This is a genomic window from Paenibacillus sp. ClWae2A, assembly GCF_032452295.1.
Lineage (GTDB): Bacteria > Bacillota > Bacilli > Paenibacillales > Paenibacillaceae > Paenibacillus.
In genome coordinates this window covers 1,080,641-1,100,888 of record NZ_JAULSQ010000002.1, presented here as the reverse complement: position 1 = coordinate 1,100,888, position 20,248 = coordinate 1,080,641, and the positions used below count along the sequence as shown (strand labels likewise).

Below are 20,248 nucleotides of genomic sequence, written 5' to 3'. Positions count from 1 at the left end.
AAAACTGCTCAGCATAATACATAACGGACTGCAGATAACAATAATATATCGTATTAACAAAATCACAACAAATTTAACTTCCGTGTGGCAGGTATTGAGTAACCTTAATGACGTGAAGTTTATCCAATATTATATAGAGGGATAGGTGCCTATGGACATTACATTTATTCGTCATGGTCATGGCGAACACTTGATGGATTACCCAAACCAATTAAATTGTCTGCATCCTGGCCTCACTGAATTGGGGAAAAGTCAGGTCATAGCTTTGCGTAAACAAGTGGTTTTTGCGCCTGAAGACGTCATTTTGATTAGTCCAACGAAACGTACTATTGAAACAGCACAACTCCTAACTCCTAACAAAAATCTTGTGTTCTTCAGCCCGCTGGTTGGCCCAAGAATGTTTCCTCAAAATCCAGAGTTTGTACCTTTCGTCTGCGATCAGATCTATTCCAAGGAAGAACTCAGCCATCAGTATACTGACATAAGAATGCTTGATTTGGGTTTGGATTGTTGGAAAGAAAGTATTAATCAGATGGATGCACATCGATTCAAGAAATTAGCTGAACAGCTTCTTGAATGGTGCAGGCAACAGAGCGGCAATACGTTTATCATTTCCCATGATGGTACGATATCGAACTACAGGATGTTACTCGGAGAAGAAGGGTTAACCAAAAGTGATTTTCTTGGTGAAGCAGGGCAGTACACAATCCGAAACGTTTAACGATTAAAGGAGATTCCGTCATGACTTACTTTCCTAGTGTAGAGACTGAACGATTGTACCTCAGAGAGTTAACCATAGCGGACCGGCAGGTTGTATATGAACATTTCGCCGAACCGGATGTAACCCGGTTTATGGATATTGAGCCTTGTCGTGACGTAAACGAAGCAGAAGAAATCATACAATTTCACATCGATGATTCTGGATGCAGATATGGTCTGTTCCATAAATCAGATGGCGAATTCATAGGCACAGCGGGGTTTCACTGTTGGAATCAAGAGTCACCATCGAAGGCAGAGATTGGGTTTGATTTATCTCCGTCCTATTGGGGACAAGGGTTGATGCAAGAAGCTTTAACCGCAATGATCGAAATCGGCTGGAACAAGATGAATCTTGATTATATTGAAGCGACAGTGGAGCAGGAAAATATTCAATCGCAGAGCTTGTTAGAAAAGTTGAACTTTTCGAAGTCCACTGAGTTAGTAGACAATCTCTTTTACTATACATTAGACAAGGAATCTGCTTTATAAGCGACTATAACTGCACTTAGGGGGATTTTCAATGAAGTTATCGGATTATGAGTATCTGACTTTGGCTCTGGAAGAAGCAGAACAATCATTTACTGAAGGAACGTATCCGATTGGTGCGATAATCGTGGATGTGGATGGGATTGTCGTGAGTAAAGGCCGGAACCGAGTCTTCTCAGATTGCGACCCCACCGCACATGCTGAGGTGGATGCCATTCGTCGGGCAGGAAAACATTTGCTGGATGTAGAGAAGAAGAAATTCTCGAAGAAGAAAGACTTGACGCTTTATACTACCTGTGAGCCTTGTCCCATGTGTTCGTGCACCATATTAATGTCGGGGATTAAGAAGATTGTATGGGCAGCAGATGATGAAGAATATGGCGGGCTTCGACGTTTCAAAGAAGGGCCTCATTTTATCCATATGTTTGACACGCTATCCTGTGTTGCAGCACCCTACCTTGATCTAGAAAACAGACAGAGAGCTTTGCTCGCCAAATGGAATATTAGTAGAGGTTTGCTTAATACAGAATGGGAGATTCCTAAGCAATGAAATCTATTCCGCTCTCTATACTTTTAGCCAGTGTCATTTTAGGTATCTCGTTTATTATTGGCTGCATATTTTTAACGACTCAGGAGAGAAATAGTGAACTGACTCAGGCAGTAGAGCAAGAAGTACCAAGTGATAAAGTAATATTGTCGATGCATGAAACTGCCGAGTATCTGAGTATGACTGAAGAACAGGTGATGAGTATTATTAAGGCTGAGCAAGGGAGTTTCACAGTGGCCGGTTTCTTTGATGGGAGAATGTTTCCGTTCATTAAGGTTCAGGATGAATTTTTTGTGAGTAAAGTTGAGTTGGACTTGTGGGTTCAGGAAGCATCTGCAAGTCACAGAAGATATATTAATGGGCTGATGCAGTAGTATATGAGAATAATGGCATAATCCAAAGGGGATGAATCCACATGGAATTCGTGGGAGGGAAAGTACGAATAACAACAGTCACAGAGCAGGACCTCAATTTCATAGGTCAACTTGAATGTGACACAAACATATGGAGCTTTGAGGAAACTGTTGAAACAGATGAGGAAAAGGTCCGTGACAAATATCGCAGCCATTTTGCTGTCACAGATGAGAAACCATATGCCTATGATTTCGTTATACGGCGCATGAATGATCCAGAGGATACACCCGTTGGTATCGTTCAGATGTGGAGTTACGTGGATCACCGAAAAAGCTGGGAACTTGGATTCGCTGTACTTTCGGAATACGCAGGTAGAGGATACGGGAGTGAAGCTACCCGACTTTTGCTACATTTTGCATTTCAAGAGTTACAAGCTCATAAGGTTGTCGGCATGTGTAATTCACAAAACGTCCGCTCAGCAGCACTGATGCAGCATGTGGGTATGACACGGGAGGCCGTCTTCCAGGAAGAACTATGGTGGAACAAACAGTGGACAGACCAGTATTTTTTCTCAATTTTGGATAGAGAGTTTAAGCCAATCTAATAGATACGGGAGGAAATCAGATGACTACGTTGGTTCTGCTAAGTGATTTGGTGTTCGAATCTAACGATAAATTGAATCAGAAAATACGAAGCTTATTCCACAGTGAACAGCCTTCCATCGGCTATATACCATCATGTTCCGACGCGGAGCGAAGGTATTTTAAGCACACTAGACGTTACTATAACCAAATAGGAATAGATAACATTCAATATTATGATCTTGATCTGCAGTATGAGGAGAGCACATTTGACTCTATTTTTGAATGTGATGCGATACATCTATCGGGCGGAAATACGTTTTATTTTCTAAGTCTATTACAGAAGAGAAATGTGCTTGGTTTGCTACGTTCCTATGTGAAGAGTGGCGGCATTCTGATCGGGGTCAGCGCAGGCAGTATTCTGACTACACCTACCATAGATATAGCGGGATATGGGGAAGATGCTGATGAAAACAATGTAGATCTGAAAGATATGCAAGCACTGGGACTCGTTGATTTTGAGTTTGCACCGCATTGGGACGGTTCGGAAGATACCCTGAATTCATTAAGAGAGTATACGCGCGTTAACCGTACGGCGGTTTATGCGTGCCAAGATGGTGGCGGGCTTGTAGTTGATGGTGAAAGAGTAGAGTTATATGGAAATGTGTGTCTCGTAGATTACAGAGAAAGTGGGTCAAGTGATGAGTGATATTAAGGTCTATCATTATGATGCTTTCTCCACAGTTCCTGATCAAGGTAACCCGGCAGGAGTGGTCTTTGATGCTGATCATTTCAGTGAGGCGGAGATGCAGCAGATCGCTTATCAAGTTGGTTTTAATGAGACGGTATTTGTGTTGAAATCTGAAGTAGCTGACGTCCGATTACGTTATTTTACACCGGGCCATGAGATTAATCTGTGTGGTCATGCCACAATGGCATCCATGTATGGATTGAAAACGCGTGGTACGTTGGGTAACCGAGAGTTAATCACGATTGAAACCAATGTAGGCATATTACCTATTCGATTTGAGAGAAATGACGACACCATTTACATGGAAATGAAACAGGATCAACCACAGTTTATACCGTTCCAGGGTGATATCCAGAAGCTGGTGAGCGCCATAAACCTCACTCTGGATGAGGTTGACCTTTCTACGCCAATCGTTTATGGAAGTACAGGAACCTGGACGTTATTAATTCCAATTCGTGAACTAAGCTCTTTTATGAAAATGAAACCGGATTCTTCCCTGTTCCCAGGAATTTTAATTGAGAATCCCAAAGCTTCCCTACATCCCTTTGGTTTCGAAACCCGTGATTCCGATGCAATGATGCATGCCAGACATTTCTCTTCACCTTACTCAGGTACGACGGAAGATCCAGTGACTGGAACAGCCTCAGGGGTGATGGGGGCTTATTATTTAACCTATGTGAAACCGGAGATTGATGAGGTACAGTTTGTGGTAGAGCAAGGGCATGAGATTGGAAGAGATGGAAAGGTTCAAGTGAGTGTAATTCGGAATGGTGAGGATATGGATGTCAGAATGAAGGGGACAGCTGTTTTTGTGCGTGAACTGGGCGTTGAATTGGATACCTGATCTATACATAAGGGAGTTGCTTCTGTTGAATGAAAAGACGGTTTTAGATAACGTTACTCGTGTCTTGAAAGAAGAATTAACGGATGCCTTGGTGGGCATATATTTACACGGTTCTATGGCCATGGGATGCTTTCATCCAAATCAGAGTGATATTGATATATTGGTCGTTAGCCAGGAAAAGCGATCTGCCGACACCTATCGAAGGATTGCACAAAAGTTAATGCATATTGAAGATGAGATGCACATTACGAAAGGTTTTGAACTCAGTATTGTACTGGAAACTGCGGTTGTTGCCATGCTATACCCTACTCCTTTTGAATTTCATTACTCTGCTTATCATCGGGAGAAATATCGAACGGATGAGCAATATCTATGTGGTGGATATGAAGATCCGGATCTGGTAGCACATATGGCTGTCATCTATGATCGAGGTATTGTGCTGGCTGGTAAACCCATTAAGGATCTGTTCCAACCGGAAAATCGTGAACATATGATTGCTTCAATCACATCGGACGCGAGTTCAGCAATTGAAGACATTGTGGACAACCCAGTCTACTATGTATTGAGTCTATCCCGGGTTCTTTTGTACGTGAAAGATTCAGTCATTCGTTCCAAGCGAGAAGCAGGAGAATGGGCACTTACAAACCTTCCCTCTAAATACCAGGATGTCTTCTCACAATGCCTTGCAAAGTACAATGGTGATCTGGAGAATGTGAATTTGAGTGAAGCCTTACTTCTGGAGTATGCGGAATATATGTTGAATCAGATCCACGTGAAGGGAGATTAACATTTTGCAAATTTTTGATATTCGGCAGAAGCCGGACGTGCTGCAAGAAGCAGTGCAGTATTTCTGGAAACAATGGGGTTCGGAATCAAGCTTCCACTTCTATCGGGATTGTATAGAGCGTTCTGTGGATACAGAGAGTGATGTGCCAAGATTTTATGTGATGTTGGACGGAGACCGAATTATGGGTGGGTACGCTCTGTTACGAAGTGATCTGAATAGCAGGCAGGATCTCTTTCCATGGTTTGCGTGTCTTCATGTTGATCCAGAATATCGGGGCCAGAACCTGGGTAGACAACTTCAGACCCATGCATTAAATGAGGTGAAAACAAAAGGATATGACAACCTGTATTTATGTACTGATCTGACTGATTATTATGAGAAAAATAACTGGACCTATATCGGTAAAGGATACCTGCTTGATGATGAAGAGACGAAAATCTATGAATATAAGATTTGACGAGATCATTTTTCATTATTTCGAAGATACCGAGTATACCTTGGAAGCCGTTCCATTTGGCTTGACGAATACGACCAAGATTCTTGAAATACATGGACAGAGGTTTATTGTTCGTATCTATAACAGACATCTCAAAACGATCGATGGTATTGAACTTGAATGTGAAGTGACGGCTTTCCTTGAAAGTACGCCTTCTTCGTTTCAAGTCCCTCGCTTTCATAGGACAATAGATGGCCAAAACTATTTAATATTAGAAGATGGGACGCTTGCGGCTATTACTACCTTTCTAGAAGGTACTGTACCCCAATTGTCTAGCGTAGACAAATCTAAGAAGTTTGGGCAGTTGGTGGGTGAGTTTTCGACACGAATGCAAGGGTTCCCAATAGGCAAGCAAGCTTACAGGGGAGTTTCATTTACTAAAATGTACGAAATTCATCCGTTAGCTACTCGCCAATCGATTAAGAGTTTTTATGAAAATCTACCTTTTGCATTATCGGTTTCGAAGGTTGCCTTTTATCAGAGAATGATCACAGAAATTGAGAGTTCCGAACTTCACCTGGAGATGTTACCACAACAGTTGGTTCATCATGATTTGTTGATTTATAATTTGCTCACTCAGAATGAGGAAATCACGGGTGTACTGGATTTTGATTTTATGGGTATGGATGCTGCGTTTATGGAATTCACAATTAGCTTTAACCATGTGGTTCAGGAATCCCAAGGATCAATGGAAATGATTGGGTCCTTTATTCAGGGGTATGGTCGTGAACGCAAGCATTCATTGCTTGAGTTCGTTTATCTCCCTTTGCTTACAAAAATTTATTATATAGCAGTACTTCATTTCTATATTGGTCAGCATTATGCCGGAGCAACGATTGAACACAACTTCACGTTTATGATTGAACAGTTTGAGAGAAACATGAATTGGCTGGAAAAGCATAATCTTAGGATTCAAGAGTTGCTTAATATATACTTGGTCTGATTACACGCTTGATGTAATAATTCCTGAGCTGTCGTTATAGGAGGAATGAACCTATGATTACCGAGATTAATAAACATGATTTCCACAAAGTAAAACATCTCACGGACTCGTGTCTGAATATTGAAGTCAAGGCGGTGGCGTTTGGCTTGAACCCGGGACGGATCTATGTAGATGATGCAGAGAATATAACAGCAGCTCTAATTTGGATACATGGACAATCTGGTTTTCAGTTGATCGGAGATTCTCGAAGTGAACCCTTTCTGAATGAATTGAAAGAGTACATGCGGGAACGTATTGAACCTGAATTATTGAACTTACATATTCATGCTGTTGAAATTGGTGTGGTGGATGAAACCTGGGAAGATGTTCTTCAACATATCTCCGGTAAAAGAGATATCTCCAGTGATATTCAGCATGTATTCAAATTGAATCCAGATCCGCTAAGTCAGCAAGTACCTCTCGACATATGTGCTTCACAGGACGAGGAAGTCAGAATTCTCAGGATAGATGAAGTACTATTAGGAGAGAAAAGATATAACAATTCTCCTTTTCTGATGGATAAAATCTCTCACTTCTGGACGACAATAGATGATTTTTTACACCATGGCTTTGGCTATATTACAGTGCATAACGATGATATCGCGAGTGTTTGCTTTTCGGCATTTATTGCAGATCAGACACATGCGGTTGATATTGAAACGGTTGGAGTCTACAGAAGAAGAAATTATGGTGCGATGGTGGCAAAAGCTTTTGTAGATGAATGCAGTCGTGCAGGCATACATCCGTATTGGGATTGTTCACCGGACAATGCGGGCTCAATTCGTCTGGCACAGGGTGTGGGAATGTCACTGGATTTTAACTATAGAGTTTACTGGTACGATCTATCCACGTAGATGGGTATCGGATATGAAGGAGGATGTGTTGTGAGTGAATCATTTCAGGATCAGATTCAATTTCTCATTGAGATTGATAAACTCAAAACGATTGAACGAAAGACGAGAATTATGCATGGTGAGAGACTTGAAAATGATGCAGAGCATTCTTGGCATCTGGCGATGATGGCCTTGGTTTTACAGAGTCACGCCAACAAGGATGTGGATATTCTTAAAGTCATTAAGATGCTTCTCGTTCATGATCTGGTTGAGATCGATGCGGGAGATACTTTTGCCTACGATACGGTGGGGAATACGGATAAATATGATCGTGAACTCAAAGCGGCTCACCGGCTGTTTGGTATATTACCTCAGGAACAGGCAGAAGAACTACTCCATTTATGGTTAGAGTTTGAAGCAAAGCAGACGCCTGAAGCACAATTTGCCTCATCTCTCGATCGGTTGCAGCCTCTGATCCATAATCATCAGAATGAGGGAGATACGTGGCAGAAATATAACATTACAAGTGATCAGGTGTTAAACAGAAACCGTGAGATTGCGAACGGTTCCGAAACATTGTGGGAGTATGCGCAGCAGCTTATTCAGAAATCCGTGGACCAGGGAATCTTGACCAAAGTATAAGGATACGTTTTCACGTACGCACTTTGAAGATGGGGGAGAAGTATATATGGGATATATCATGGAGCTAAGAAAACTGGTGGGCCCGCGTCCTCTAATTATGGCGGGCTCATGTGTACTCGTGTTCAATGAGGAAGGTCACCTGCTGCTGCAAAAACGTACAGATAGCTTGGATTGGGGGACACTTGGCGGATCCATGGAACCCGGGGAGTCTTTGGAGGAAGCGGCTGCGCGGGAATTGTATGAAGAGGCCGGACTGAGAGCGGAATCGTATAAACTCATTAGCGTTTTTTCAGGTGAGGACATGTACTATCAATATCCACATGGTGATGAAGTATACAACGTCATGGCTGTTTATGAAGCTTCAGGCATCATGGGCAGCCCAACCATTATGGATGATGAAGGGCTGGAACTCCGATATTTTGATCTGAATCAGCCGATCCCTGAGATCAATCCGTTTACGGAATATGTGTTGAAGAAGGCAGGATATATCAGAACTTAATAGTAAGAGGAGGACATGTTATGACGCAGGACTTCTATTGTGATGAGGTGCTGAGTGGTAAAACGCAAGTCAAAGTTGTCATGGAAACAAATAACGTTATGGCTTATCATCACACTCGGCCATACTACAAGCATCACATTGTTGTAATTCCCAAAATTCATATTCAGTCCTTCATTTCAGAAGAGGAAGAGAATAATGATGAGCTACTCATAGAAATGATGCAGGTCATTAAAAAAGTAGCTGCTGACTTGTTAGCTCAGACAGGCTCATCGAAGATTGTAACTAACTTGGGCAGTTATCAAGACTCGAAGCATCAGCATTGGCATATAGTCAGTGGTGAGCGAACTTAGGAAACAGTATACCGGATTAACAAACTTCCACCTTTCTAACGTTCACCATCTCACACTCGAACAGAATTATCATTTTTCTCTCAGTGTTTTATCTTTCCTGATCTAGTATGATTAACGCATCATTCCAGTAAAGAGAGGTTCATGACATGGATGCTTTTCTAGAACAAATTAACAAGTTAAACGAACTTCAGAAAGACTTGGTTAGCATACATCCTTTATTTGCAGAACATTATCCAGTGGTTGTAGCCTATGAAGCTTTATTGTATATCTATGATTATTCGTCCAAAACGCAACAATACGAGTGGGTGAAGACGGTACCGGACGATTTATATATTCCTGATGAGTGCCTTGCAGCCATGCCAGTGCCTCATATGGACGAACGAATGTGTGCGATTGTAACGGATGCAGCGTTCAAAGATCTGGAGCAGAAAGTCTATCTGTTCCACGAATATGTTCATTGTTATGTTTATGAGAAATATGATGAACGGATCGTAAACCGTCTTCAGATTAAACATAAAATGACGCAATTGAAGCGCGTGACATGGGAACTAGATTATGAATTTCCGTATGAAGACGAAATCGTTGTAGAGCGGATTAACTCATTGTTGTCTGCTTTGAAGAGTAAAGACCTGACACAAGTACACACAGCTAGAAAGGCGTTGTTTAATTCATTAAATGAAGAACAAGCCGAGTACTGGAGCTGGTTGGAATGGAACGAGGGTTACGCGCGTTATATTGAGAATCTGATTCGGGAAAAATTTGGGCAAGAAAGCAATCATATGGGAGACACAGCCCCGTTTAACCGCTTGATGTTCTATGAATGTGGGTCGGAATACATTAGTCTGCTTGTGAAGGAGCACCCGGAGTACCATACGGATCTGGAGCAGCTGTTTGACCGGATGCAATTGGAGAGAACACAGGGTTAATTACGCAATTACGATGAAAAAAGGTGGAACATAGCGGAGTCTCACTATTCGCGTGATCTGTACGTTGCACCAGTAGTTTATATCATTTTTTCTAAGTATAGTAGAATACTTCCCGATAAAAGGAGATCAACTCTATGCCGTTACCTATGGTTCATCTCAATATTGCTAATCTGATTGCAGACTCGCTGCAAATGCAGGCTGATCGAGGTTCATTCTATCTGGGGAACATCGCCCCGGATTCCATACATATGCGCGAAGGTACAACCAGAGATGATAAGGAATACACCCATTTTAACCCGAAAGATGTTGGAGATTACGTTGGTGAACTGAAGGATCTCTACTCATTCTATATGCATCAACTTACCGATGAAGGATGGAAGTGGTTTGTGCGAGGATACTTTATGCATGTGCTGACAGACTATTACTGGTTCCGGAGTGTGCATCCTGAATTCGTCGAACGGGTCAACAAGGTAGATCAACATACAGGCAGTAGCAGATCGAAGGATGAACTGGCGCGTTTATATTACCAGGAGACGGACCAGATCGATTTCAATCTCTATCAAGGTTCAAGTTGGAGCGAAGAGGTATGGCAGGTGCTCAACAGTTCACCGGGTTATGACATGACGGATCGTTTAACTGCCGATGAGATTGTACGCTGGCGGGATCACACATTTTCTTTTCTTAATGGGGAAGAACCGGGAATTACTCCTGAGTTCATCACGGGTGAGAGAGTTCAGGTATTTGTGGAAGAGACCGTAGAGCGACTGATCTCTATGTTGTCTTCATGGGACCCGGAGTTACGTAACTTGATATGAATATAGATAGTTAGTGCAGTTGAATCACTAGATGCTGTATTTATTACTTCTCTACTCATTATTTGTGTATTTAATAATACTAAGTCAGGGAGGCACGCAGTATGGTGAAATATGTAGGAGTGTTGCTCGTATTTGTCATTGCCACGTTCATTGCAGGGTGCAGCAAACCGAATGAATCGAACGCGGAAGAAGGGCTTCCTATGCTGATCACCTTAACGTGTAATCCAGACCTCACTTTGGAACCATGCCAAGATGTTGAGTTTGATCGACCTGACGAGATTCGAATTATGATGGAGGCCATACATAAGGCAGAGCGTATGCAAGGTATTCTTGATTATGGTACACAGTACGTCATGAGCATAACAAATGCGGACAGCTCGATAACACGGTATGATTTTTCATTAGGAATGGATCCCAAGATGCAAGGCTTGTTAGTTAACCAGGAAGACACGCATACTGGATATAGCATATCCCTTGAGGATGCGAATCAACTAAGAAGACTGATTCAGCGACGTACAGATTGAGAAGGTATATGGAACGGAGAAGAACCTGTGGATGACAAAATTACCATTGAACCTTTGCTGCGATCAGATGCAGATGGAGCGTATCAGGTGTTCGAGACAACCATTCCCGCAGCATTTGATCAGGAGGGAATAGGCTCGCTTCTGGATGATATTCAGGATGAAATAACACACAAAAAAGCGATGATTCACAAGGCATTGCAAGCAAAGGACAACATAGAACCAAGTGTGTTTTTCCTCGTGGCCAAAATGGGAGATGTTATTGTAGGCACAATCTCGTATGGACCTTGTGGTGAGGAGATTCGAGAATGTACAGAGGGCCGACTGAACGAGATCGGAGAACTGGGTAGCCTGTACGTGTTGCTCGAGGTTCAAGGACAGGGGGTTGGTTCGGCGCTCATTCTCGCACTGGTTACTGAACTGCAACGGCTGGGAATTCAGCAATTTTGCCTGGACAGTGGTTATCGAATCGCACAGAAGAAGTGGCAACGTAAATTCGGTGAACCCTATGTGGTGGCGAACAACTACTGGGGCGAAGGAACTGATCATATGGTTTGGCTGTGTGAAGTACAGGATTTTATAGAGGTTGTTCAAAAAGCCCGCTTTTGATTACGAAGGATGCCTAGTGGCATCATCATCATCGAATATGGAATTCAGCCGAAATAAGTGGATGCTTACGAAGGTTGTTTCCTTCGGAAACATTGTAGTTGCTCACGTAGTTTTCCCTACGCTCCGCTACTCCATTTCTAGCTTCATCCCATCTTCTCGGTACTGAAAACCAGTCTTTTTGAACATGCACTAAAGTAAAATGAAATGAACAAAAGAGATGACGACCTGTATTGCATAGGGGTCATCTCTTTATCTTTTTGCATCGATCGTGAACGATTGTTCGTACAGTGTATCATGTGTGTGTTTATGTACCCGGGGAAAAAAGGAGTGAACATATGTCAAATCAGTGGAAGCCACCCGAGCAACGGTTATCTCCTCATGCAGTAAAAATGTGGAGAATTAGCGCCATCCTATGGAATGTAATAGGTTTCCTGATCCTTGCCGTACTGTTAATACTCGACTCCATCTATGGATGGAAGACGTGGATTGGTTGGATTTTGTGGGGCGTTACGGCCATATCGGTGGTCTATGCGGTGTGGGATATTTTCATCCAGCCTTCATGGTTATATAAGCATTGGTACTATGATGTGAATGAGGAGTTCCTGCAACTGAAGCGTGGGGCGCTAACCAAGGTACATCAGATCATCCCCATGGCAAAAGTGCAATCGGTTACAACCAATCAGGGACCTTTGATGCGAAAATATGGACTCTATTCCGTATCGGTTGGCACGATGGGTTCATCACATGAAATCCCCGCCTTGCCAGAGGAAGTCGCGCTTGCACTTCGTCATCAGATTGCGTCCTATGCGCGGATTAATGAGGTGGATGAATGATCGATATGAAGCGACATCATCCATTAACGATGCTGTGGAGTCTTTGGAAACTGGTGAAGAATTCGTTCGCCATCGTCCTGTTTTTGTTTGTTTTCCGTCAGGGCTCAGAGTCCCAATGGCTTTTCTATGGAAGGATCGCCTTTTATGCAGGTGTTTCCATCGGCATCGTGTCGATCATCTGGAAGTGGTTTACTTCTCGTTATACAGCAGACGTTAAGGCCTTTCACATCTACAGTGGTGTGTTCAACCGTACTCGAAGAACGATACCGTATACCAAGGTCCAGAATGTGAATCGTCATACAACGCTGTTTCATCGGTTATTCAGGGTGACGTCGATTCGATTCGAGACCGGAATTAAGGGAGAAGATGCTACCTTTCAGTTACACGTTGTTTCACTTTCCGAAGCGGAGCAGCTGGAGAAGATTGTAGCAGGTCATTTGGCAGAAGACGCAGAAACAGTAGAAGCAACAGAGGAACATGATACGTTGGATGCAGTTCAAGCTATGGAAGAGGGAGAAGCGCAATCCGAACCTTTTATAACTGATGAAGTCATGTCTCTACCTGCAAAAGAAAAACAGGAACGGGTTGTTCATTATCATTCCACCCGCAAGGACATATTCAAAGCATCCTTTACCTCGCTTAGTTTTCTCGTACTGATTCCGGTCCTGGCTACGCTCTATTCCTGGGTGAAGGACTTCTTCCCTGATGAAGAAGTAACGGAAAGTTTGTTATTAACCTGGCTTGATTCCTGGTGGATTGCCGGTTTGATGATTTTAGTTTTATTGATCATATCTATTGCTCTGGGCATAGTCAGAACCTTCGTAAAGTATGGCAATTTCCAGATCACCTCGGATGCCAAGCGGATCTATATCTCGAAGGGCATGATGGAGCAAACGTCATTTTCAATCTTGAAAGAGCGAGTCCAGGCCGTGAAAATTACACAGTCACCGATGAAAAGGCTGCTTGGATTAGCGGAAGTAGAACTGACCACTGCAGGTAGTCTGGGGGAATCCGAGCAGGAGGTGAACTCGCTCTATCCTTTCTTGCCTGTGAAGCAAGCCTATACCCTGATTGAGGAGATCCTGCCATCCTATCGGGTTACGCAGGAGATGGAAAAACTTCCACGAATATCACTATGGCTGCGCCTGCTCAAACCAAGCTGGGGGTGGATCATAATTACGGGTTTATTGTGGTATTTCAAACCATTGGTGTTTGGGCAGAAACATGCCTGGTGGATGATTTCCGCGATTCTGCTCGTGTGGATTGCAACATGCAGAGTGATGGACTTTTTCCATACCCGATACATTCTGCATCAGAATTTCATTCAACTTCGAACCGGTGCGCTCACGTCAACCCTCTTCATCTCCAAACGTGAGAAAGTCATCGAAGTGCAGATCACCCGTAATGTGTTACAGCGTTGGTTCGGTGTGGCTTCCATTCATACGGTAAATCGTGCCAAACCTGTTCTGCATCATCGGGCACATGACATTCCCCTGGATACGGCAAAATCATTTCAATTATGGTACATGGGACGTACCCAAGATGTTCAGACCCGTTAATCGCAAGAGCAAGTGCAGGAAGACCACATCAGGTTATTCTGTACTTGCTCTTTTTAATTGAAGACAGAGGAGGAAGAATAATTTGATGAAAGCTGTGTTCTTTGATGTGGACGGTACATTGCTGAGCGAAGTAGATCGGAGTTTATCACCGCGTACAGCTGAGTCGATCCGGGAGTTGATTCGTAAAGGCGTTCAAGTCGTACTCGTCACAGGCAGGCCCTATAATTTATGCGAAGAATTCAGAAATCTCGGAATCGATACGATCATTTCGGCTAATGGGGCATTGATCAAAGCAGGTGATGAAGTGATACATAAGTCTGTACTTTCAGCACAGATGGTTAGAGCATTCAGTGAGTTTGCCGAGTTGCAGGGGCACAGTATTTCATATTTTACAGAGTCATTTGATACGAACGGGTTATGTACAGCAGATGGTCGTGTTACTGACGCTTTAAGAGATACGCTTGGACTCATGAATTCCCCGCAGAAAATCAGCACGTTGGAACAGGACGTATATTGCATCTGTTTATATGCAGATGAAGCGGAGACGGAGAAATTCCAATCTAGATTTCCTTCTTTACGATTCGTGAGATTCCATCCTTATGTAGTGAATGTGCTGGAAGCGAGCGAAGTCAGCAAATCCATAGCCGCAGAGAAAGTTCTCGACTACCTGAAGATATCCAGAGAGGATACAATGGCCTTTGGCGATGGGGAGAATGACGTGGATCTGCTAGTGTATGCGGGAATCGGAATTGCGATGGGAAATGGCGGAAAACGAATTAAACAAAGTGCCCATTATGTCACCCTGCGGGCAAGTGAAGATGGAGTCACCCATGCATTGAAGCAGTTTAAGATTTTATGAGAATGGATTGGCTAAAAAGATGAAGGATATCCAAATTGTGGATTTTCATGTAGAATGAGATAGCATGTATTAAGCCCTAAAGTATAGGGTGTTGATCGAAGGGTGACTTATGAAAAAGGTTGTTATCGTAATCCTGTCTCTTGTCGTACTTGTTGGCGTATCCTCTTCCGCTTATGCTCATCCAGGCAGACTGGATAAGAACGGTGGACATAACTGTTCAGCCAAATCCAAACAAAAGGGTCTGTGCACGGGTTATCACTATCACAAAAAGAAAAAATGAGAATGAGCTTTACAAGATAAACCCGGCCATCATTCAATGTATGGTTGGGTTTGCATGTGTACCATTGATTTAAAATGATGGAGGCGGTTACACCATGTAGATACAGGAGATATCGGTATGGAATCATGACGAGTTAGTGGCGATGCTGGCCGAAAGCTCCAGTGAGGGGTTCAGACATATCGAGCGATTAATCCATGAATATGAGACAGGAATCAATACATTCGAGCATGAAGATGAAGCGCTTTTTGAATGCAGAATGCACGATAAGGTGGTTGGGATCTGCGGTCTGAACAAAGATCCTTATTCTGAAGTGACGTATACCGGAAGAATTCGCAGGCTTTATGTGATGAGAGAATTTCGAAGACATGGGGTTGGGCGCAGGCTGATGGATGCGGTTATTCAAAAAGCGGAAAATCATTACGCTCGACTGGTTCTGTACACGGATCAACCGGTTGCTGGATCTTTTTATCGCGACTTGGGATTTAGAGAAGTGACGAGTATGGAGAAGATAACGCATGTACTGGAATTGGGGGAGAAGGAAGATGGATCATATTAAAGCGGTTATTTTTGATTTGGACAATACAATTCTGAACAGAACGATGACCTTTGACGGCTTCACGCAGCGTTTTATCAAGACATATTTTGGTCACCTTGAGTCAACCGAAGATATAAGCAAACGAATTATTGAACTCGACCAGGATGGTTATAAGGACAAACCCCTCCTGTTCAACGAGTTGTTGCATGAACTGCCTTGGGCAGAACATCCACCACATGCAGAACTGATGGAGTTCTATGGCAGAGAGTATGTACGAAGTTCAGTTCTGATGGAACAGGCGCGAGAAGTGGTTCAGCATCTGCGGGGGAAATATCAAACCGGGTTAATCACCAATGGGCAGACTGATATTCAGTATGGGAAAATCGATCAACTCGGTATCCGAGATGATTACGACCATATTATTGTTTCAGAAGAGGCTGGAGTCAAAAAGCCCGATCCACGCATATTTCAGCTTGCGCTCGATCATTTCGGTCTAAGCCCAGAGCAATGCATCTACATTGGCGATCATCCGGTGAACGATATTGAAGGAGCAGCAAGCGTAGGCATGAGCACCATCTGGATGAAGGTCAACCAGCCGTGGCAGGACAGCATTACGTCGGGGCCATTACATACGATTGAACATCTAAGTGAGCTAAAGGTATTGCTGTAGAAGGCGGTTATATAAATTGAATATAACATTTACACAAAACGTAGAGGACAGAAATAACCTGAAGAAGCGGAGCTAAAAGCTTTCTGAAAGAAAGCTACTTCGGAAGCATACACCTCGCCTTTATCCCCGGATTTACCCTTTAGGAAATGAATCAAAAAATCTGGGGATAACAGCGATCGGAAGGTTGTTCTGTCATCGGAATGGCTAGTGTAAATATTCTTTAGTTCAGTTTAAATAGATAAAGACTCCTATAATCACAGTCTGGAAAGCGAGGAACATATGGAGATTAGACAGATGGCTACAGCGTTTTTGAGCAATGGCTCAGACATGCTGATGATGAAGAAGGCGGGCAGCAGACTATTTGATTTTGAATTTTGGGGTGGCATCGGCGGGCATCTGGAACAAGGGGAACTGAACACACCCATGACCTCCAGCTATCGGGAGATTGAAGAAGAGACCGGGTTCAAGCAAGAGGATGTCCAACATTTTCGGCTTCGATATATTCTGTTGGAAGTTAATAGTGGTGAGATTTGGCAGCAGTTTGTATATTTCGGAGAGACGACGCATCGACAATTTGTGTCCTCAGATGAAGGAGAGTTATTCTGGATACCGCTGGATGAGGTACTGGACTTACACTCGTCTATTCTGATCAAAGCAACGCTCAGGCACTATTTACAACATCCAGGCGCAGAAGACATCTGTATTGGCAACGTTCAGAGCGGAACAGACCTAAGGGGCACTCCACAGGTAATATGGAACAGAATGCAAGAAACGAAATCATTTGAGCCAAAGGGGGGGAGCAATAATGTTGAAATATAGAACTGGAAGAAAAAAATTGAGATGGATAAATTACCTGTTGATCACTGTACTAATTGCTATCATTCTTCCGAGTAGTCATGTAGAGGCAGGTAGCACGATTACAGTGAAAACGAAGGTCCAATATTACAAAGGACAGCCATACATACATCTAACAGGTGGAAAGAAATCTGTGACGGATAAGCTGAACAAGACATTTAAACTCCACGCAGTGAAAGCAGCTCGCCTGGACAAAGAAGAAAAGAAATCAAACAAAAATTATTTCTACATCACCATGGCCAGTGTAAAATATAATGCAAAAGAAAAGTTATCTGTGGTATATGAAGATCATGTGTACACTGGCGGAGCACATGGAATGGATGCGACAAAATCATATAACTATGATTTAAGAACGGGGAAAGAACTGAAGCTAAGCGAGTATGTCAAAGACGATACTCAGATGGAGAAGGTAGAGCAATCAATCTCCAACAGTCTATTAGCCATGTATAATGCAGGAGTTTCTATTTTCGAAGAAAATATTTATGATTTTCAGCTTGATCAAACATCTGAATTCTTTTTATATGATAAAGGGATCGTCATCCGATTCTATCCTTATGAGGTTGCACCCTACGCTAAAGGGTTTGTAGATATCAAAGTCCCGTATAGTAAATTCAACCAATAGATCGTAAGCAAAATAAAAGGCATGATTCAGTTCAATGAGATCATTTTTTTTTCTATATACAATCATTCGAAATATTCTAAATAATTCCAATAACTGCGGCTCTATGTGTCTACATACCGTGTAATAGCTCAACCCGATCCAAGATGCAGGGTTTGTTATGAAGCATATTGGAAACATGTTTCAGGCTGACCGTAGCAGAGTGTAAATGCTATGGCAGCCTGAACGGGCGAACCGTTTAAAATTTTGCATAGGGCAGTGGCGGTAGTTATGGGTTGTTGGAAGAAACTGATTTCATCAGACTACGCTGTAATAATTCGATCTTTCCTTTTTCTGTTCCGATGTTCTATAGCCTCCTCATAATCCCCGATTAGTGTATCAAAAATATGCTCCCATGACCGCTGCTCAGCCAGCTTTCTGCCTTCCAGTCCCATCATCCTTAATTGGTTCACGTGATTTCCCCAGAGACATATCTCCCGAATCAGTGCATCAGCCTGACCTGGCTCGAATAATACACCGTTGCGGTGGTGGGATATCAGATCCTTTACACCTCCGGCATTGGCCGCCACCACAGGGAGTCCTGAAGCCATCGCTTCCAGTACCACATTGCCAAATGTCTCCGTAGAGGAAGGAAACACAAACAGATCTGCCGAAGCATACATAACAGCAAGTTCTTCGCCATGCACATAGCCTGTAAAGGTGACATTGGGTGGGGATTGCAGACGCATTTTGGGGAGAGATGGGCCGTCGCCAACGATGATCCAGTGTACACGGGACTGCATTTCCTGGGGCAACTGCTGCATGGTAGTCGTGAGCGTAGCGATATCTTTTTCCGGGGCAATGCGTCCAACGTAGAGTAGAATAAGGGGAGCGGTGATGTGGTATCGTTCACGGATATCCGAGCTGCGTTTATCAGGGGAGTACAGGTTGCAATCAATCCCGCGAGACCAAAGTTTCAGACGCTGAATGCCTTGGGTTTGCAGGGTGTTTAACGTTTCCTGCGATGGAGTTAGGGTTGCATCACAGGCACGGTGGAACCACTGGATATACTTCCAGTAGAGAGGAATCATACTTTTCAACCGGTAGTATTTGAGATAACGATCGAAGTGGGTATGGTAGGAGACAACATGCGGAAGATGATGCTTCAGCGCATACCTCAGACCAAGCAACCCCATATTAAAAGGCGTGGCGATATGCAGCAGATCGGGTTGAAAGGTTTGTAGCTGCTTGTGCGTGTCTGCTCTGTTGGGTAGAGCAATGCGGCATTCGGGATATAGAAAAAAAGGAATGTTGGCAACCGATCTGACTTGAGTCTCATGGCTTCCTTCAATGACGGAGTTCGGAGTAAACAGCAGATGTTCAATTCTTCTGCGGTTCAGATGGTTACTCAAGCGGTGGAGCGTGCCAGCAACACCATTGGTTTCCGGAAGATAGGTGTCTGTGAACAAGGCCAGGCGCATCATTACCCCTCCCAAGACTCGTGATGCCAAGATCATAACAGCGGAACATTTTCCCGAGGTCAAGTGCACGTTAACTTGACGATATTCCCTGTAAATTTGTTAAAGAATATACTATACCAACTTCCATAAGTTCAACTTATATAGCGTATTCTGATATGATGTAATAACGTGTCGGCGTATATATAGCCAGAGAGATACAGGAGGCAGAGAAAGATGAACAAGTTACAAGAAGAACTGCAGGAGTTGTTACCACTCGATCAGCTTGAAGAGATGTCAGGTGAAGAAGTGGTGGGGAGTGTTGCCATGGACCTTTATCGGGCTGAATTTGCGACGATTCGAGAGAGTGGGCCGGAACTTCCGCAAGTATTGCGAGATATCATTCTAATCATGGATCTGGATACCGAGCTGTCCATGAACGGGATGACCGGTTTCCTTGAGAATGCCAGCGGGCAGTATCTGGGTGAGACGATAACAGCTATGGAGCGGATCGGCAATGAGGCAGATGCTGTGATCCTGAAGAAAATAGAACAGATGTTGTCCGAAAGCGGTGTAACGCACCGTCAATTACGAGATAATGTGAATGGCCTGTCCGAAGACGACATCACAACAAGCCTGCAAACACATGGGGAACAGATTCATGAGGTATTACAGGAGATCGAATTGGAAGCTGGGAATTTAAGCATGCAAGCTGATAACGAGGAAAGCTTCGACTTGCTGTATCAGTATGTAGATGCGAACAAAGATCTTCTGAAAAAGGAGATGCAGCACTTCTTGTCTAATTAAATGGAAAGAGGAG

28 protein-coding genes are annotated in these 20,248 nt (G+C 43.3%); 27 read left to right on the top strand and 1 reads right to left on the bottom strand.

Annotation, left to right across the window (positions count from 1 at the left end):
* Window positions 1-151: 151 nt before the first annotated feature.
* The 26 genes from QVE09_RS11180 (at window position 152) to QVE09_RS11055 (ending at window position 17,995) form a co-directional block, all read left to right on the top strand.
* Window positions 152-721, top strand: coding sequence for a histidine phosphatase family protein (locus tag QVE09_RS11180; RefSeq protein WP_074094199.1), 570 nt, complete (start codon window positions 152-154; stop codon window positions 719-721).
* 20 nt (window positions 722-741) lie between these two features.
* Complete coding sequence (locus QVE09_RS11175; RefSeq protein WP_074094200.1) at window positions 742-1,248, top strand: GNAT family N-acetyltransferase; 507 nt, start codon at window positions 742-744, stop codon at window positions 1,246-1,248.
* A gap of 31 nt (window positions 1,249-1,279) precedes the next feature.
* Window positions 1,280-1,795, top strand: coding sequence for a nucleoside deaminase (locus QVE09_RS11170; RefSeq protein WP_315936867.1), 516 nt, complete (start codon window positions 1,280-1,282; stop codon window positions 1,793-1,795).
* A complete protein-coding gene (locus QVE09_RS11165; RefSeq protein ID WP_315936866.1) occupies window positions 1,792-2,166 on the top strand; it encodes a hypothetical protein in 375 nt (124 codons plus the stop codon). The genes QVE09_RS11170 and QVE09_RS11165 overlap by 4 nt, the downstream gene beginning before the upstream one ends.
* Before the next feature lie 41 nt (window positions 2,167-2,207).
* A complete protein-coding gene (locus tag QVE09_RS11160) occupies window positions 2,208-2,750 on the top strand; it encodes a GNAT family N-acetyltransferase (RefSeq protein WP_315936865.1) in 543 nt (180 codons plus the stop codon).
* A gap of 20 nt (window positions 2,751-2,770) precedes the next feature.
* Complete coding sequence (locus tag QVE09_RS11155; protein WP_315936864.1) at window positions 2,771-3,436, top strand: Type 1 glutamine amidotransferase-like domain-containing protein; 666 nt, start codon at window positions 2,771-2,773, stop codon at window positions 3,434-3,436.
* Window positions 3,429-4,322, top strand: a complete 894-nt coding sequence (locus QVE09_RS11150; protein ID WP_315936863.1) for a PhzF family phenazine biosynthesis isomerase — start codon at window positions 3,429-3,431, stop codon at window positions 4,320-4,322. The genes QVE09_RS11155 and QVE09_RS11150 overlap by 8 nt, the downstream gene beginning before the upstream one ends.
* A 25-nt stretch (window positions 4,323-4,347) precedes the next feature.
* A complete protein-coding gene (locus QVE09_RS11145; RefSeq protein ID WP_315936862.1) occupies window positions 4,348-5,109 on the top strand; it encodes an aminoglycoside adenylyltransferase domain-containing protein in 762 nt (253 codons plus the stop codon).
* A gap of 4 nt (window positions 5,110-5,113) precedes the next feature.
* Complete coding sequence (locus tag QVE09_RS11140; protein ID WP_315936861.1) at window positions 5,114-5,566, top strand: GNAT family N-acetyltransferase; 453 nt, start codon at window positions 5,114-5,116, stop codon at window positions 5,564-5,566.
* Window positions 5,550-6,548 (top strand): phosphotransferase enzyme family protein, encoded by a 999-nt coding sequence (locus tag QVE09_RS11135; RefSeq protein WP_315936860.1) that lies wholly within the window; start codon window positions 5,550-5,552, stop codon window positions 6,546-6,548. Before QVE09_RS11140 ends, QVE09_RS11135 begins: the two co-directional genes overlap by 17 nt.
* Window positions 6,549-6,601: 53 nt before the next feature.
* A complete protein-coding gene (locus QVE09_RS11130) occupies window positions 6,602-7,441 on the top strand; it encodes a GNAT family N-acetyltransferase (protein ID WP_315936859.1) in 840 nt (279 codons plus the stop codon).
* A 30-nt stretch (window positions 7,442-7,471) separates the two neighbouring features.
* Window positions 7,472-8,062, top strand: a complete 591-nt coding sequence (locus tag QVE09_RS11125) for an HD domain-containing protein (RefSeq protein ID WP_315936858.1) — start codon at window positions 7,472-7,474, stop codon at window positions 8,060-8,062.
* Window positions 8,063-8,108: 46 nt separating this feature from the next.
* Complete coding sequence (locus QVE09_RS11120) at window positions 8,109-8,561, top strand: NUDIX hydrolase (RefSeq protein ID WP_315936857.1); 453 nt, start codon at window positions 8,109-8,111, stop codon at window positions 8,559-8,561.
* Between the two features lie 20 nt (window positions 8,562-8,581).
* Entirely contained in the window at window positions 8,582-8,911 is a 330-nt protein-coding gene (locus tag QVE09_RS11115) for an HIT family protein (protein WP_051449651.1), read from the top strand.
* 146 nt (window positions 8,912-9,057) lie between these two features.
* Window positions 9,058-9,837: a hypothetical protein gene (locus tag QVE09_RS11110; protein ID WP_315936856.1), complete on the top strand. Its 780-nt coding sequence runs from the start codon at window positions 9,058-9,060 to the stop codon at window positions 9,835-9,837.
* 134 nt (window positions 9,838-9,971) lie between these two features.
* Window positions 9,972-10,652, top strand: coding sequence for a zinc dependent phospholipase C family protein (locus QVE09_RS11105; RefSeq protein ID WP_315936855.1), 681 nt, complete (start codon window positions 9,972-9,974; stop codon window positions 10,650-10,652).
* Between the two features lie 101 nt (window positions 10,653-10,753).
* The gene (locus tag QVE09_RS11100; RefSeq protein WP_315936854.1) at window positions 10,754-11,176 is read left to right on the top strand and encodes a YhfM domain-containing protein; all 423 of its coding nucleotides are present in this window, start codon (window positions 10,754-10,756) and stop codon (window positions 11,174-11,176) included.
* A gap of 27 nt (window positions 11,177-11,203) precedes the next feature.
* Complete coding sequence (locus QVE09_RS11095) at window positions 11,204-11,782, top strand: GNAT family N-acetyltransferase (RefSeq protein WP_315936853.1); 579 nt, start codon at window positions 11,204-11,206, stop codon at window positions 11,780-11,782.
* A 335-nt stretch (window positions 11,783-12,117) separates the two neighbouring features.
* A complete protein-coding gene (locus QVE09_RS11090; protein WP_315936852.1) occupies window positions 12,118-12,615 on the top strand; it encodes a PH domain-containing protein in 498 nt (165 codons plus the stop codon).
* On the top strand, window positions 12,612-14,174 hold the full coding sequence (locus QVE09_RS11085) for a PH domain-containing protein (protein WP_315936851.1): 1,563 nt from the start codon (window positions 12,612-12,614) through the stop codon (window positions 14,172-14,174). The genes QVE09_RS11090 and QVE09_RS11085 overlap by 4 nt, the downstream gene beginning before the upstream one ends.
* A gap of 82 nt (window positions 14,175-14,256) precedes the next feature.
* The gene (locus tag QVE09_RS11080; protein ID WP_315936850.1) at window positions 14,257-15,033 is read left to right on the top strand and encodes a Cof-type HAD-IIB family hydrolase; all 777 of its coding nucleotides are present in this window, start codon (window positions 14,257-14,259) and stop codon (window positions 15,031-15,033) included.
* A gap of 109 nt (window positions 15,034-15,142) precedes the next feature.
* Window positions 15,143-15,313 carry a YHYH domain-containing protein gene (locus QVE09_RS11075; protein WP_094030640.1) on the top strand — a complete coding sequence of 57 codons (171 nt, stop codon included), beginning with the start codon at window positions 15,143-15,145 and terminating at the stop codon, window positions 15,311-15,313.
* Between the two features lie 142 nt (window positions 15,314-15,455).
* Window positions 15,456-15,869, top strand: a complete 414-nt coding sequence (locus QVE09_RS11070; protein ID WP_315936849.1) for a GNAT family N-acetyltransferase — start codon at window positions 15,456-15,458, stop codon at window positions 15,867-15,869.
* Window positions 15,856-16,518, top strand: a complete 663-nt coding sequence (locus QVE09_RS11065; protein ID WP_315936848.1) for an HAD family hydrolase — start codon at window positions 15,856-15,858, stop codon at window positions 16,516-16,518. The genes QVE09_RS11070 and QVE09_RS11065 overlap by 14 nt, the downstream gene beginning before the upstream one ends.
* 294 nt (window positions 16,519-16,812) lie before the next feature.
* Window positions 16,813-17,337: an NUDIX domain-containing protein gene (locus QVE09_RS11060; protein WP_315936847.1), complete on the top strand. Its 525-nt coding sequence runs from the start codon at window positions 16,813-16,815 to the stop codon at window positions 17,335-17,337.
* Window positions 17,324-17,995: a DUF3298 and DUF4163 domain-containing protein gene (locus QVE09_RS11055; protein WP_315936846.1), complete on the top strand. Its 672-nt coding sequence runs from the start codon at window positions 17,324-17,326 to the stop codon at window positions 17,993-17,995. The genes QVE09_RS11060 and QVE09_RS11055 overlap by 14 nt, the downstream gene beginning before the upstream one ends.
* Before the next feature lie 299 nt (window positions 17,996-18,294).
* Here QVE09_RS11055 and QVE09_RS11050 read toward each other — a convergent pair whose 3' ends face one another.
* The gene (locus QVE09_RS11050; protein ID WP_315936845.1) at window positions 18,295-19,455 is read right to left on the bottom strand and encodes a glycosyltransferase family 4 protein; all 1,161 of its coding nucleotides are present in this window, start codon (window positions 19,453-19,455) and stop codon (window positions 18,295-18,297) included.
* 210 nt (window positions 19,456-19,665) lie between these two features.
* On the opposite strand from QVE09_RS11050, the gene QVE09_RS11045 reads away from it, so the two are divergent.
* Window positions 19,666-20,235 carry a DMP19 family protein gene (locus tag QVE09_RS11045; RefSeq protein ID WP_315936844.1) on the top strand — a complete coding sequence of 190 codons (570 nt, stop codon included), beginning with the start codon at window positions 19,666-19,668 and terminating at the stop codon, window positions 20,233-20,235.
* The last annotated feature ends 13 nt before the right edge of the window (window positions 20,236-20,248 follow it).

Bases quoted from the DNA above. Each gene is read 5' to 3' on its own strand.
- QVE09_RS11050 (WP_315936845.1), bottom strand. From the start codon at position 19,455: ATGATGCGCCTGGCCTTGTTCACAGACACCTATCTTCCGGAAACCAAT.
- QVE09_RS11075 (WP_094030640.1), top strand. From the start codon at position 15,143: ATGAAAAAGGTTGTTATCGTAATCCTGTCTCTTGTCGTACTTGTTGGC.
- QVE09_RS11170 (WP_315936867.1), top strand. From the start codon at position 1,280: ATGAAGTTATCGGATTATGAGTATCTGACTTTGGCTCTGGAAGAAGCA.
- QVE09_RS11100 (WP_315936854.1), top strand. From the start codon at position 10,754: ATGGTGAAATATGTAGGAGTGTTGCTCGTATTTGTCATTGCCACGTTC.
- QVE09_RS11045 (WP_315936844.1), top strand. From the start codon at position 19,666: ATGAACAAGTTACAAGAAGAACTGCAGGAGTTGTTACCACTCGATCAG.
- QVE09_RS11115 (WP_051449651.1), top strand. From the start codon at position 8,582: ATGACGCAGGACTTCTATTGTGATGAGGTGCTGAGTGGTAAAACGCAA.
- QVE09_RS11130 (WP_315936859.1), top strand. From the start codon at position 6,602: ATGATTACCGAGATTAATAAACATGATTTCCACAAAGTAAAACATCTC.
- QVE09_RS11070 (WP_315936849.1), top strand. From the start codon at position 15,456: ATGCTGGCCGAAAGCTCCAGTGAGGGGTTCAGACATATCGAGCGATTA.
- QVE09_RS11175 (WP_074094200.1), top strand. From the start codon at position 742: ATGACTTACTTTCCTAGTGTAGAGACTGAACGATTGTACCTCAGAGAG.
- QVE09_RS11155 (WP_315936864.1), top strand. From the start codon at position 2,771: ATGACTACGTTGGTTCTGCTAAGTGATTTGGTGTTCGAATCTAACGAT.
- QVE09_RS11060 (WP_315936847.1), top strand. From the start codon at position 16,813: ATGGCTACAGCGTTTTTGAGCAATGGCTCAGACATGCTGATGATGAAG.
- QVE09_RS11065 (WP_315936848.1), top strand. From the start codon at position 15,856: ATGGATCATATTAAAGCGGTTATTTTTGATTTGGACAATACAATTCTG.
- QVE09_RS11135 (WP_315936860.1), top strand. From the start codon at position 5,550: ATGAATATAAGATTTGACGAGATCATTTTTCATTATTTCGAAGATACC.
- QVE09_RS11180 (WP_074094199.1), top strand. From the start codon at position 152: ATGGACATTACATTTATTCGTCATGGTCATGGCGAACACTTGATGGAT.
- QVE09_RS11110 (WP_315936856.1), top strand. From the start codon at position 9,058: ATGGATGCTTTTCTAGAACAAATTAACAAGTTAAACGAACTTCAGAAA.
- QVE09_RS11085 (WP_315936851.1), top strand. From the start codon at position 12,612: ATGATCGATATGAAGCGACATCATCCATTAACGATGCTGTGGAGTCTT.
- QVE09_RS11120 (WP_315936857.1), top strand. From the start codon at position 8,109: ATGGGATATATCATGGAGCTAAGAAAACTGGTGGGCCCGCGTCCTCTA.
- QVE09_RS11105 (WP_315936855.1), top strand. From the start codon at position 9,972: ATGCCGTTACCTATGGTTCATCTCAATATTGCTAATCTGATTGCAGAC.
- QVE09_RS11165 (WP_315936866.1), top strand. From the start codon at position 1,792: ATGAAATCTATTCCGCTCTCTATACTTTTAGCCAGTGTCATTTTAGGT.
- QVE09_RS11090 (WP_315936852.1), top strand. From the start codon at position 12,118: ATGTCAAATCAGTGGAAGCCACCCGAGCAACGGTTATCTCCTCATGCA.
- QVE09_RS11055 (WP_315936846.1), top strand. From the start codon at position 17,324: ATGTTGAAATATAGAACTGGAAGAAAAAAATTGAGATGGATAAATTAC.
- QVE09_RS11150 (WP_315936863.1), top strand. From the start codon at position 3,429: ATGAGTGATATTAAGGTCTATCATTATGATGCTTTCTCCACAGTTCCT.
- QVE09_RS11160 (WP_315936865.1), top strand. From the start codon at position 2,208: ATGGAATTCGTGGGAGGGAAAGTACGAATAACAACAGTCACAGAGCAG.